Annotated in this window: 11 protein-coding genes and 1 tRNA gene; 5 read left to right on the top strand and 7 right to left on the bottom strand. The window is 43.2% G+C overall.

All coding sequences use genetic code 11. The annotated features are described in order from the left end of the window. From NWP22_RS01760 to NWP22_RS01745, 4 genes are all read right to left on the bottom strand, one after another. The coding region (locus NWP22_RS01760) for a trypsin-like peptidase domain-containing protein (protein WP_280801451.1) at positions 1 to 978 on the bottom strand (978 nt) is incomplete at its 3' end. A gap of 198 nt (positions 979 to 1,176) precedes the next feature. Continuing rightward, positions 1,177 to 1,836 carry a COP23 domain-containing protein gene (locus tag NWP22_RS01755; RefSeq protein ID WP_280801450.1) on the bottom strand — a complete coding sequence of 220 codons (660 nt, stop codon included), beginning with the start codon at positions 1,834 to 1,836 and terminating at the stop codon, positions 1,177 to 1,179. Positions 1,837 to 1,935: 99 nt separating this feature from the next. Next, positions 1,936 to 2,160, bottom strand: a complete 225-nt coding sequence (locus tag NWP22_RS01750) for a hypothetical protein (protein ID WP_280801449.1) — start codon at positions 2,158 to 2,160, stop codon at positions 1,936 to 1,938. A 623-nt stretch (positions 2,161 to 2,783) separates the two neighbouring features. Continuing rightward, positions 2,784 to 3,428, bottom strand: coding sequence for a tetratricopeptide repeat protein (locus NWP22_RS01745; protein ID WP_280801448.1), 645 nt, complete (start codon positions 3,426 to 3,428; stop codon positions 2,784 to 2,786). Between the two features lie 250 nt (positions 3,429 to 3,678). Between NWP22_RS01745 and NWP22_RS01740 the strand changes: the two genes are divergently transcribed. Then, on the top strand, positions 3,679 to 3,810 hold the full coding sequence (locus tag NWP22_RS01740; RefSeq protein ID WP_280801447.1) for a hypothetical protein: 132 nt from the start codon (positions 3,679 to 3,681) through the stop codon (positions 3,808 to 3,810). A gap of 116 nt (positions 3,811 to 3,926) precedes the next feature. Here NWP22_RS01740 and NWP22_RS01735 read toward each other — a convergent pair whose 3' ends face one another. Continuing rightward, positions 3,927 to 4,067, bottom strand: a complete 141-nt coding sequence (locus NWP22_RS01735; protein WP_280801446.1) for a hypothetical protein — start codon at positions 4,065 to 4,067, stop codon at positions 3,927 to 3,929. Between the two features lie 94 nt (positions 4,068 to 4,161). Between NWP22_RS01735 and NWP22_RS01730 the strand changes: the two genes are divergently transcribed. Further along, a complete protein-coding gene (locus NWP22_RS01730) occupies positions 4,162 to 4,986 on the top strand; it encodes a DNA adenine methylase (protein ID WP_280801445.1) in 825 nt (274 codons plus the stop codon). Here NWP22_RS01730 and NWP22_RS01725 read toward each other — a convergent pair. Further along, positions 4,968 to 5,041: transfer RNA gene (locus NWP22_RS01725), tRNA-Met, on the bottom strand. The genes NWP22_RS01730 and NWP22_RS01725 overlap by 19 nt on opposite strands. 83 nt (positions 5,042 to 5,124) lie before the next feature. After that, positions 5,125 to 7,971 (bottom strand): excinuclease ABC subunit UvrA, encoded by a 2,847-nt coding sequence (gene uvrA / locus NWP22_RS01720; RefSeq protein ID WP_280801444.1) that lies wholly within the window; start codon positions 7,969 to 7,971, stop codon positions 5,125 to 5,127. Between the two features lie 508 nt (positions 7,972 to 8,479). On the opposite strand from uvrA, the gene NWP22_RS01715 reads away from it, so the two are divergent. From NWP22_RS01715 to NWP22_RS01705, 3 genes are all read left to right on the top strand, one after another. Then, positions 8,480 to 10,870: a phosphoketolase family protein gene (locus NWP22_RS01715; protein WP_280801443.1), complete on the top strand. Its 2,391-nt coding sequence runs from the start codon at positions 8,480 to 8,482 to the stop codon at positions 10,868 to 10,870. A gap of 342 nt (positions 10,871 to 11,212) precedes the next feature. Then, positions 11,213 to 13,420 (top strand): GumC family protein, encoded by a 2,208-nt coding sequence (locus NWP22_RS01710; protein WP_280801453.1) that lies wholly within the window; start codon positions 11,213 to 11,215, stop codon positions 13,418 to 13,420. A gap of 101 nt (positions 13,421 to 13,521) precedes the next feature. Continuing rightward, positions 13,522 to 13,668, top strand: a 147-nt coding sequence (locus NWP22_RS01705) for a MerR family DNA-binding transcriptional regulator (protein WP_280801452.1), incomplete at its 3' end; no start/stop codon positions are given.

Below are 13,668 nucleotides of genomic sequence, written 5' to 3'. Positions count from 1 at the left end.
ATCCCACAGTTTGATGGTGTTATCCCTACTCCCAGAAGCTAAGGTTTTACCTATGGCTGCGCCACGCAAGCTATCGGGGCTGAAGGCTACTGAATTAACCGAACCTGAATGTCCGGTGAGGGTGGCGATTGACCTCCCCGTGGCGACATCCCACAGTTTGATGGTGTCATCCCAACTCCCAGAAGCTAAGGTTTTACCATCCGGGCTGAAGGCTACTGAATCAACAAAGCTTGAATGTCCCGTGAGGGTTTTAACTAGGCTCGAACTTGCCCAGGGAACCACCCGCGCCCGTCGGGAGAGGTCAGGGATTTTCTCTATGTGGATACCCAGCACCCCTTGTATTTTTGTGGAGTCCAGTTCTGATTTACCATAGATGCCAATGACAAACCCCCGCTGGTCAAAAATTGGTCCGCCACTGACTCCCTTTTGGGGTTTACCGGACATAATTAAGTCGTATCCTTGCTTTTCTCCCTGACTGCGGGATGTCAGTTGATCTTCTGTAAACCTATACTGTCTAGGATTGGTACTTTTGGGAAACCCGGCATAATATAGGGGGGAACCATTGTTCACTGTGCGGGAATCTGCTACCGCTGCCAGTTTATACTCTTTAGTGCTGGTAAAGGTAATGATGGCTAAATCTAATCCTCGTAGGCGCTCAATTTTGTCAATCTCGTGGCTCTCCCCATCGTGAGTAATTACCTCGTAATCCCCAGTAATTACCCGATCGTCCTCTGGCTTTTCCACAACATGAAAGGCGGTGAGGACGGTATACACGTTACCTTGACGATTAATCATTACCCCAGAACCTTCACCATCCAAGCCACCGATTTTGACGGTGATTTGTCGGGCAATGTTGTTAATTTCTGCTTCTGTTAGCCTTGGTATTTCCACTGGGTTAAGAGCTAACACTGGTTGTAAATGCACTACTACCGCCGTGGTAGCGCCTAAAATTACTGCTAGTTCTGGGGTAAATCTCATGGGTAATCTATCACCTTAAGGTAACCGGGCAAGGGGAAAATCACTGACGGGGATAACCCAGCTTTGTTGACTAATCGCCGCTACTTCCTGGGGGTTGACAGATACCCTAAAGACCCCAGGAGTGATGGCGGCGCTGACTGTAACCAGTTGTGAGAGGTTTTTTACTCACCCTTGTGTACGCCTCTCAAGAGTTTGAGGTTACCAAATGCGTTCTGACTGCGGCTGTGGCTGCGGCGGCTGAGAATTGGAACTAGGGATAGACAAGTGAGCGTTAATAATATCATCTATGCTCACTCTAACAACCCTATTACTATCCTCGTCGGGAATTGCAACTCTGCCGCGGTCATTGGTGTTCAACAAAACTGGTTGACCGGAGGCACTAGTACGGGTATTTAATAGATTATCTAGGAACTTGCCGGGATCTGTGCCATTGGTGACTGTCAGCAAAGTATTATTACTATTGCAGCGTCGTTCACCAAGACCTAAACCGCAGATGACGGGTTGATTATTCACTGTTCCCACTGCTAGGGCTTGGAGTTTTCCTTGACGATTCAATTCTTCAAACCGTTGAGACACAGACTGACAGCGTTTCCGGGGTGTCCAGGTATCATTAATCCTACTATTCTCAGTCCAAGTAATAATGGCGAAATCACCATTATGGCGACGTGCCATGGTAGCAGGGTAGGCAACATCTGCATTTGTAGCCCACCTGGTTCCACAGAAAAAGTCCTGGGCTTGGGCTGCTGTGGGTTGGCTATTAATCACCGAGACGCTAGATACACTCAAGGCTACAGCTAGGGCTGTTAAAGGTACTTTCAGGTATTTTTTCATGACAGGGCTATGAAGTTGTGAAGGCAAATTTTGGTTAATATTCTTGAATATTTGGGCTGTTGGTAGCAATAATAGCCGGTTGATGCTACTGTAGCACTATTCCCCAACCATGTAAATAATTAACTGCTAAATTTTAACCTTGAGCTTACGGACTAGTTGACGGTTGACTGTTGACGGTTGACGGTAGGGTATTCTAGGTAACCCACTAGTCCACTTGTAGTGGACTTTAGCTTTGAGACGGGGGTTTCTAAGCCCCGGATCTCTGTGTAGCATTAAAGGGAATTTTTCAACCCAGAGCGATCTGCTTGCAGCAGCGCTTCGCGATCGCCCGGTGAAGATGATCAAATACATGATCTTTGAGTCACACAGATCCCCGACTTCTGGGGAAGTTATATGAGATGATGTCAATTATCTAAGAAGTCGGGGATCTTACTCACCTCCACAGATCCCCGACTTCTGGGGAAGTTATATGAGATGATGTCAATTGTGTAAGAAGTCGGGGATCTTACTCACCTCCACAGATCCCCGACTTCTGGGGAAGTTATATGAGATGATGTCAATTATCTAAGAAGTCGGGGATCTTACTCACCTCCACAGATACCCGACTTCTGGGGAAGTTATATGAGATGATGTCAATTATTTAAGAAGTCGGGGATCTTACTCACCTCCACAGATCCCCGACTTCTGGGGAAGTTATATGAGATGATGTCAATTATTTAAGAAGTCGGGGATCTTACTCAGATTTATTCGTTAGGCAAGAGCTTTTGAGGTTATCTCTGGCAAGAGTTGACTGGGCATATGTCAAAAATTGGGTAGTTTAAAACAGTTTTACCGCTTGCCAACTTTTGTGGAGTGCTACTAGCTGACCTTCCCGGTTACAAGTTGGCGAGTCAGCCTTTTAGCTTTTCTCATCAACACAAGGGCGAACAGTTTCCTAAAATCTTTGTAGTGTTTAGTTTCAGGTATCTTTGTAGCTACAGTGAGTTTAAAAGCCTAATAGTTCGTTGATAAGCAGCGGTATTACCTTGAGTGAGGTATAATTGCGCTGCTCTTTGGAGGTCTTCCCTGGCTTTGTTGATATCTCCTAGGTTACGGTAAACAACACCGCGACCACCGTAAGCATGAGCATAATTAGGATTAATCCCAATAATCCCAATAGCTTTGTTATAATCAGCCAGTGCTAAATCCCATTTTTCCTGGTACTCGTAAATAAGACCGCGAAGGATGTAAGCATCAGCTAAATTAGGATTAAGTCTAATAGCTCGTGTATAATCAGCCAAAGCTAAATCCGATTTCTGCTGGTTACGGTAAACAATACCGCGACCCATGTAAGCATTAGCTAAATTAGGATTAAGTTTAATAGCTTGCGTGTAATTAAACAGTGCTAAGTCCAAATTTCCCTGTTTATAGTAATCAACACCGCGCCTAAAGTAAGTTTCAGCTAAATCCCGATTAGACTGACTTTGACTGTAAAGTATTGGGGGTCTTTGACTAACTACTTGGGAATTTTTAATAGTTAACGCCTGGTTTTGATTGGTTTGACTCCAAGTGGGGGTAGCACTGAGGGTGAATGTCAGTGTTGTTAAGGCTACAGCTTTAGTTAGTCCTATTAATTGCATGGGTTTTACCTTTGATGGTTAGTTAAATATTTAACGGTATGCGTACTTATAAGAAGAAACAGCAAAAGTTTAAATAGATGAAATTTATAATACCACGCTCTGGACATAATCAAATAAATGACACATTGATTTTAGTCAATCTCAGTAATACTATTTAGGTAATCTTGTCATCTATCTAAAGATAGATTTTTGAGAATATAAAAATTTTAGAGTAGTATTGACCCCTCACCTTACAAAGGCATGGGGGTATATGAAATGGCGATCGCTTTACAGTAGGGTTTGGCGATCGCCTTACAGCAGCGCTTCGCCCGGTGAAGATGATCAAATACATGATCTTCGAGTCACACAGATCCCCGACTTCTGGACAAGTTATATGAGATGATGCCAATTATCTAAGAAGTCGGGGATCTTACTCACCTAGGTGCGATCGCCCATAGCACTTACGCTTTAACAGCAGGGTTTCGCCCCGTGAAGACCATCCAATACATGATCTTCTAGTCAGATAAATCTGACTTTAGCTTTGAGACGGGGGTTTCTAACCCCCGGATCTCTGTGTAGCATTAAAGGGAATTTTTCAACCCAGCGCGATCTGCTTGCAGCAGCGCTTCGCGATCGCCCGGTGAAGATGATCAAATACATGATCTTTGAGTCACACAGATCCCCGACTTCTGGGGAAGTTATATGAGATGATGTCAATTATTTAAGAAGTCGGGGATCTTACGCTCCAATAATTATGATCAAAAGTCCATTGCGTTACCCTGGTGGGAAGTCAAAAGCTATTAAGGAAATAACAGCACACTTACCAGAAAGCTTTTCAGAATTTCGAGAACCTTTTGTGGGTGGTGGTTCTGTATTTATATACTTGAAACAAAAATATCCCTATCTGAAAATTTGGATTAATGATTTAAACCGCGAGTTATATCTGTTTTGGAAATATGCAAAATCCGATTTACGCCGTCTGTTAACAGAAATTCGCCAGATTAAGCAGACATATACAGATGGTAAAATCCTTTTTGCAGAATTAACCACTATAGACAGCAATAACTTATCTGACTTTGACAGAGCAGTACGCTTTTTTGTTCTCAATAGAATTACATTTTCTGGTACTGTAGAATCTGGGGGATTTTCTGAGCAAGCTTTTGATAAACGCTTTACTTACTCTTCGATAGACCGCCTAGAGAAGTTAGGGGAGATTTTAACGGATGATGTGAAAATTACTAACTTGGATTATGGTGACTTATTGAAAGCAGAGGGTAAAAATGTATTTATATTTTTAGACCCGCCTTATTTTACTGCTACCAAATCCAGGTTATATGGTAAAGATGGTGATTTGCACACCTGTTTTAATCATCAAAGGTTTGGGGAAGTGGTCAGAGGATGCGCTCACCCTTGGTTAATCACTTACGATGATTCCCCTCAAATCAGAGAAAACTTTCCAGACTCTTACCTGTTTGAGTGGGAATTACAATATGGTATGAACAATTACAAGCAGGGTAGGGCAGCCAAGGGTAGGGAGTTATTCATTAAAAATTACTCTAATGGCTCAGGTCGGATTTGAACCAACGACCCCAGGCTTATGAGTCCCGTGCTCTAACCAACTGAGCTACTGAGCCATGCTTATTCATCGTTTATTAGCATAGCATAGAGTTTTGGGGATGGCTAGTGTTTTGTCATATTAATTTTTTTTCTATTTTTTTTAACTCGCTGGATACTGCTGTAACACCTGCTGTAGATATTGTCCTGTATAAGAAATAGGATTGGTTGCAACTTCTTCGGGTGTCCCCACTGCAATGATTTCGCCGCCTTTATCCCCACCTTCTGGACCTAAATCAATTACCCAGTCAGCGCAACGAATGACATCTAAATTGTGTTCAATGACTAAGATGGAGTTACCCTTATCGACTAACCTTTGTAATACATCCAATAATTTATGGACATCATAAAAGGATAATCCGGTGGTGGGTTCATCTATGAGATACAGGGTTTTACCTGTAGCGCGGCGAGATAGTTCTGTGGCTAATTTCACCCGTTGGGCTTCCCCTCCAGATAAGGTGGTAGCAGGTTGTCCGAGTTTGATGTAACCTAAACCGACATCATATAAAGTTTGCAGTCGGGTAAAAGCTTTGGGGATGTTCTGGAAAAACTCTAAACTTTCCTCGACGGTCATATTCAGCACGTCTGCTATAGATTTATCTTTGTATTTCACCTGTAAGGTTTCCCGGTTGTATCTTGCGCCTTTGCAAATTTCGCACTGTACATACACATCTGGGAGAAAGTTCATTTCAATGACATTGACACCCTGACCGCTACAAGCTTCACAACGCCCACCTTTGACATTAAAAGAAAATTGTCCGGGTTTGTATCCCCTGGCCTTGGCTTCGACTGTTTGGGAAAATACATCTCGAATTGCATCGAAAATACCTGTATAGGTAGCGGGGTTGGAGCGTGGTGTACGTCCTATGGGTGACTGGTCGATGACAATGGCTTTATCTACTGCGTTTAATCCCTGAATTTCTTGTAAGTGTTTGGGTAGGGGGACTTTCTTTGTTAAATGATGTTGTAGTGAGGGATAAAGTAGTTCGTTGATGAGGGTAGATTTACCGGAACCAGAAACACCGGTGACGGAGACCAGTTTACCTAGGGGAATTTCTACATCGATATTTTTTAAGTTATTGCGATGGGCGTTTTTAATTACTAAACTGCGTCCGTTCCCCTGTCTTCGTTGCGCTGGGGTGGTAATTACTCGTCTCCCCGATAAGTAAGCACCTGTTAAAGAGTCTTCCGCTGCGAGTAGGGTTTCTAGGTCGCCTTGAGAGGTAATATTTCCGCCGTGGATTCCTGCACCTGGTCCAATATCAACGATGTGATCAGCAGCGCGGATGGTTTCTTCGTCATGCTCTACGACGATGAGGGTGTTACCTAACTCGCGTAATTTGGTTAAGGTTTTGAGTAAGCGGCCGTTGTCTCTTTGATGTAAACCGATGCTGGGTTCATCTAAAACATAGAGTACCCCTGTTAAACCAGAACCTATCTGTGTGGCTAAACGAATGCGTTGGGCTTCCCCACCGGAAAGGGTCATGGCGGGACGGTCAAGGGTGAGATAATCTAAGCCGACATCTAGTAAGAATTGCAATCTGGCTTTGATTTCTCTTAAAACTAAGTCGGCAATTTGCAACTGGCGATCGCTTAATTTTAACTGATCAATTCTGGTTTGGCAATCTTGAATCGAAACCCCGGTTAAGTCTAAAATACCATATTGTCCCAAGCGTACCGCTAAAGCTTCGGGTTTTAAGCGTTTTCCTCCACAAACCTCACAGGGTTGGTCAATGAGATAGGGTTCTAATTTCTGCTTAATTAAGTCTGACCCCCCCTCGTATTGCCGTTGTAAAATGGGGATGACACCTTTAAAATTCTGCTTTGTTTCCTGGTTTTCCCCATAGAGCACGGTTTGCTGTTGTTCTGCTGTTAGCTGATTCCACTTGGTTTGGAGTTCAAACCCGTGAGCTTGTCCTAAAGTATATAGCAAATCTAGATAATAGGAGTTTTCTTTTTCCGACCAGGGGGCGATCGCTGCATACATTGGCGATTGCGGGTCAGGTATAATCAAATCTGGGGTAAATGTTTTTAAACTGCCTATGCCGTGACAATGGGGACAAGCACCATAAGGGGAGTTAAAGGAGAACAACCGCGGCGATAATTCTTCCATTACCGCCCCATGGACTGGACAAGCGAAGTTTTCTGAAAATACTAATTCTTCTTCTTGCTCCTCGCTGTGACTGACCAGGATGTTGGCAATACCACCGGACTGTTTAAGGCACGTAGAAAGAGAATCTACTAAACGCTCTTGAATACTGTCTTTTTTTACTAAGCGGTCAATGACAACTTCTATGGTATGAGTAATATTTTTATCTAGTTCTATGGAGTCGGAGAGTTCCCGCACTTCCCCATCTACACGCACCCGCACAAAACCTTGAGCAGCGAGACTCGATAACAGCTTGCGGTGAGTCCCTTTTTTCCCGCGGACTACGGGGGCGAGAATTTGAAACCGGGTACGGTCTGGTAATTCCAAAATGCGATCGCACATCTGGTCAATGGTCTGGGGGGCAATGGAGCGCCCGCATATGGGACAATGGGGTTCACCAGCACGACCAAACAGGAGGCGTAAATAATCGTAAATTTCTGTGACTGTCCCCACGGTGGAACGGGGGTTATGGGAAGTAGATTTTTGGTCAATGGAAATGGCCGGACTTAACCCCTCGATGGCTTCGACATCCGGTTTATCTAATTGACCTAAAAATTGCCGTGCGTAGGCGCTCAGGGACTCTACATAACGCCGTTGACCTTCGGCGAAAATGGTATCAAAGGCTAAGGAAGATTTACCGGAACCGGAAACCCCAGTAAATACAATCAGGCGATCGCGTGGTAATTCCAGGTCTATATTTTTGAGATTATGCTGTCTAGCACCCCGAATGCGAATAGTATTTTGACTGTTGTCGTGAGCGTGAGGAAGATGGCCATTTAAGCATGGGGTGTGATCTAACATATCGGCTGGGTAATAGTCTACTAGTAATAATTCTTAATAATACTATCTTGACAACGGTTATATTAGAACTTACGTACTATTGTTTGATTATACCACTGGACAATATCCAACGTCACTATTACCAGTCCCAAATCTGCATCTACCCAAAGTAATACTTATCAATTGTTAAGGAAGGATATTTTCCGGGGAACATCAGGTACTATTCTATGCTGAATATAGATCAGGAAATCAAACTTAAAATAAACATTAAAAATGTTTCTATACTAGAGTAAATCTGTTAGTGTTTCATGGAGACAGCAGAGAAAGTTAACAGAAGGTTAATAATGTATTCCTGTTGCGATTGTGGAGAAAAATCATTAGAAAACTATCCTGTCAGAATTGTTAAAAACTCCCTAATTGTAGAAGTAAATTCACCGATGAGATTTTCGGGTAATTTGTCGTTGGTTCAGAAGTCTTGCTGACGATAAACCCATGGAGTTAGCAAAAAAATTTAGCAATGGAGTTTGATATGACTTTAGCAAGTCCCGCACAAATGCAGCCTTTAGCCGGGGAAGAACTGGAGAAAATAAACGCTTACTGGCGTGCTGCTAACTATCTTTCGGTTGGACAAATATATCTGTTTGATAATCCCCTACTGCGAGAACCTTTAAAATCTGAACACGTTAAACCCAGACTATTAGGACACTGGGGAACAACACCAGGGCTGAACTTTATTTATGTTCATCTCAACCGGGTAATTAAAAAGTATGACCTGAATATGATTTATATCGCAGGTCCTGGTCATGGGGGACCGGGACTAGTCGCTAATACTTACCTGGAAGGGACATACAGCGAATACTACCCCAACATTTCCCAAGATGTAGAGGGAATGAAGAAACTGTTTAAACAGTTCTCTTTTCCCGGTGGTATTCCTAGCCATGTTGCACCAGAAACCCCTGGTTCAATTCACGAAGGGGGAGAATTAGGTTATGCTCTGGTTCATGCCTATGGTGCTGCTTTTGACAACCCTGATTTAATTGTGGCGGCGGTTGTGGGTGATGGAGAGGCGGAAACGGGGGCTTTAGCTACCAGTTGGCATTCTAACAAGTTTCTTAACCCTGTGAATGATGGTGCAGTGCTGCCTATATTACACCTCAATGGCTATAAAATAGCTAACCCCACGGTTTTGGCTAGGTTGAGTCATGAAGAATTAGAAAACCTATTTTTAGGTTATGGTTATAAACCTTACTTTGTAGAAGGTAGTGACCCTGGGGATGTCCACCAGCAAATGGCGGCAATTTTAGAAACTGCGATCGACCAAATCCACAGCATCCAAAGAGAAGCTAGGGTACATGGTTATAGCCACACTAGCAAACGTCCCCAGTGGCCGATGATTATCCTGAGAACCCCCAAAGGTTGGACAGGACCTAAAGAAGTAGACGGGAAAAAAACCGAGGACTATTGGCGATCGCATCAAGTACCCTTTGGTAACGTAGTCGGTAACCCAGAACACCTAAAATTACTAGAAGACTGGATGAAGAGTTACAAACCCGAAGAACTCTTCGATGCTAACGGTAAACTCATCCCCGAACTAGCAGAACTAGCACCCCAAGGACAGCGACGCATGGGGGACAATCCCCACGCCAATGGCGGTATTCTGCTGCGGGACTTAAAAATGCCTAACTTCACAGATTACGCTGTTCAGATCAGCAAACCAGGGACAACTTATGCGGAAGCTACCAAAGTAGCCGGAGAGTTCCTGCGGGACGTGATGCAACTCAACGCAGAAAGCCGCAACTTTCGGGTATTTGGCCCTGACGAAACCGCGTCAAATCGACTGGGTGCGGTGCTAGAAGTGACAGATAGGACGTGGGTAGCGGATATCCTCCCAGAAGATGAGAAACTGTCACCCAATGGTCGGGTGATGGAGGTGCTCAGTGAAACCAATTGTCAAGGCTGGTTAGAAGGATACCTGCTTACAGGTCGTCATGGTTTCTTCTCCTGCTATGAGGCGTTTATCCACATCATCGACTCGATGTTTAACCAGCACGCCAAATGGCTCAAGACTACTAATCATATTCCCTGGCGGCGACCGATTGCATCCCTTAACTATTTACTCACCTCTCACGTTTGGCGACAAGACCATAACGGATTCTCTCACCAAGACCCTGGTTTTATCGACCATGTACTTAACAAAAAAGCCGAGATTATCCGCGTCTATCTTCCCCCCGATGCTAATACTCTGCTGTCGGTAACAGACCATTGCTTAAGAAGTCGCCAATATGTCAATGTCATAGTTGCTGGAAAACAGCCATCATTGCAATACTTAGACATGGACGCTGCTATTAAGCATTGTACCAAAGGCCTGAGTATTTGGGAATGGGCCAGCAATGATCAAGGGAGTGAACCAGATGTAGTTATGGCTTGTGCTGGGGATGTTCCCACCTTAGAAACCTTAGCCGCAGTCGATATTCTGCGTCAGTACTTCCCAGAATTAAAGGTGCGGGTGGTCAACATCATCAACTTGATGAAACTACAACCACAAACTGAGCATCCCCACGGTTTAAGCGGTAAAGAATTTGATATAATTTTTACCACTGATAAACCAATTATCTTTGCTTTCCATGGTTATCCTTGGTTAATCCATCGTCTGACCTATCGCCACACCAACCACAAAAACTTACACGTGCGCGGTTATAAGGAAGAGGGAACCACTACCACCCCCTTTGATATGGTTGTGCTCAATGACCTTGACCGCTTCCACTTGGTGATGGATGTCATTGACCGCGTGCCAAAACTAGGTTATAAAGCTGCTTATGTGAAACAGATGTTAGAAGATAAGCTGATTGAACATAAGCAATACATTCAGGAACACGGCGAAGATATGCCGGAAATTCGCGATTGGAAGTGGCCTTATTAAGCTAATCACTAGGGTGGGTAAGCCATGAGCAACCCACCCTTAATTAATTGTAACTATTTGACATACTTCACCGCCCTAAAAGTGCGGTGATTGCTTAAAGTATAAGAACCCAGGCGATTACCTTCAGCATAACGCGATCGCCGCTTACGGTATTTAGTCACAAAAATAGCTTCATCATGGGTTATACACAATCTTCATAATACAAATCATAAACCTCTAGTAAAATAGTGAATCTATAGGGTGAAAAAACATCATTTTTTTTAGCAACGACAAGATAATCTTCCATATATAGCGTTCGGTGGATTTATATATTAGAGGAATTTGATAGTGAGTAACACAAGTATGAATCAAAACCAACTGGTTCATTACTCTTCAATAAAACCAGTTAATGTCAGAAGACTACCTGAAATTTTACTTCGCCGGCGCTTTTTTTGCTTAGGTATTTCCTGCATATTTATGTCAGTGACTGGCTACTTGGCTCTCAATATCAAACCGAATTATCAAAGCTCCATGCAGATATTGGTACACTCCAATTTATACGAGGGAGTTAGAGTAAATAATAGTTCCTTAAGTACAAATAATGACTTAACCGCAGCCAACCCACCAGTATTTGATCACAGCTATCAGATGAAACTGATGGTGAGTTCTAAATTGATACAGAAAGCTGTAGATATTCTGCGTTCTGATTATCCAGATATTACCCTAGAAGATATTAAAGGCTACCATAGAGACAATCAAAAAACAGGTCTGTTAGTCAAGCAATTACCAGTCATCTCTGGAGTTTATCAAGGTCATAGTCAAATATTTGAGGTTTCCTTTAGTGCTAATGACCCAGTAAAAACACAAAGAGTGTTGCAAGCTCTACAAACAGTTTATCTACAGTATAATACACAGCAACAACAAGAACGACTGAAGCAAGGACTGAGTTTTGTTAGCGCACGCTTACCTCAGACCAAAAAAGAGCTGAGTCAAGCTGAGAAAAAGTTAGAAGATTTCCGCAAACAGCATAATATACTTGACCCGGAAGTACAAAGTAAAATCCTGCTAGAATCTCTTGCTGATGTTGACAAACAGCAACAAATTACCCGCGCACAGATCAAAGATGTACAAGCTCGGTACAATAACCTAGAACAAAAAATCGCTGAGTTATCCCAGAAGGCCAGAATTGCTTCTCGTTTAAACCAATCAACTCGTTACCAATCCCTATTGGGTGCAGTTCAAAACACTGAAGTAGCCATTGCTAGGGAGGAAATGCGCTATACAGAGGAGTCGCCAATCTTAGAACGACTCAGACAGCAATATCAGAGTCAAAAAGCGCTGTTAGAGCAAGAAATCAAAGAATTGGTAGATGTCAAAGATATTAAAAATGTTAGTGACACCGAAAAATTACCCTTGACACAAGGAGAAGCAGCAGAAGTTAATCCTACCCTGATGCAAGAATTTATTCAGGTGCAAACAGTTCTACAAGGACTAAAGGCTCATGAAAATAGTTTATCTGAATCGGAGAAACAACTCAAGTCCCAACTGAGCAAATACCCCAGCCTTATAGCTGAGTACAACCGCCTACTACCAGCAGTAGAAACTCAACGCAAGATACTTGAGCAATTAGTCCAGACCCAGCAGTATTTGGGATTAAAGATTTCTCAGGGGGGGTTTAATTGGCAAATTTTAGAGGAAGCAGGTTTGGGAACTTCCACAAGTGACCGGAGAAAAACACTTTTACTGGGGGGAGTTGTAGTTAGTCCCATTGCAGGTATTGCCCTGTCCCTGATTTGGGGAATTTTGAATTACACTATATATTCTGTTAAGCAATTACAGAAGCTGACGCAGCTGAGAATATTGGGGTCAGTGCCAAAATTGGCGCTCTCTAGTGTCAACAAGGGTTTACCTCGCTGGTTTTGGCGCAAACAGGAAAATTTAGCTGTCCCTTTGTTAGAAGCTAGCACTTGGTTACCTAGCCATGAAAGCATAGATATTATATACCAAAACCTTCAAATATTCAAGCATCTTTACCCCTACAAGTCCCTGATGTTAACTTCAGCAATATCTAGAGAAGGTAAGACCACCTTGGCCCTGGGACTAGCTGCAAGTGCTGCGCGAATGAACCGGCGCGTCTTATTGATTGACGCTAACTTGCAGTGTCCTCACATACACAAAAATTTGCAACTGTGTAATGACTGGGGACTATCTCTGTTATTAATCGATGACACAAATACCCAAGTCCAAGATTATATCCAACCCATTCACCCTTCTATTGATATTTTGACTGCTGGCCCGACACCGGAGGACACAATTCAATTGCTGAGTCACAACCGAATGGCAGAACTGCTAAAGTTGTTTGAGCAAACCTATGATTTAGTCCTCATCGATGCACCGCCGATTTTAGGCAGCGTGGATGCCAGAATTTTGGCATCATGCTGTCAAGCAATTGTCATGGTGGCGCGTATTGGTCAGGTGACTAGCAACCAGTTGAAGCCAGCTATAGAAGTTTTGAGCAAATTGAATTTACTGGGAATTATAGCTAATGATGTGAGTAATTCTCAAGGTTAGCAATCGGGAAGACGTGTAAGTAATTGTAACTTATTTGCTTAAAGCGATTAAATAATATTAACTCACGCTAGACTAAAAGTAGTTGATTTAATGAGGTCTTAATGCACCATGTCACTCCCAAGGAAGCAGCTAAAATCCTTGGTGTCCATGTCTCCAGTCTCAGGAGATGGGAAAACGAAGGCAAGCTTAAAGCAATCCGTACACCAGGCGGTCAAAGGCGGTTCATCCTCGAAGAAGTCGAAAAAATC

Source organism: Anabaenopsis tanganyikae CS-531, assembly GCF_029891675.1.
GTDB classification, from domain to species: Bacteria; Cyanobacteriota; Cyanobacteriia; order Cyanobacteriales; family Nostocaceae; genus Anabaenopsis; species Anabaenopsis arnoldii.
Note: the sequence above shows the minus strand (reverse complement) of the source record. Positions and strands in the feature narration are given on the sequence as shown.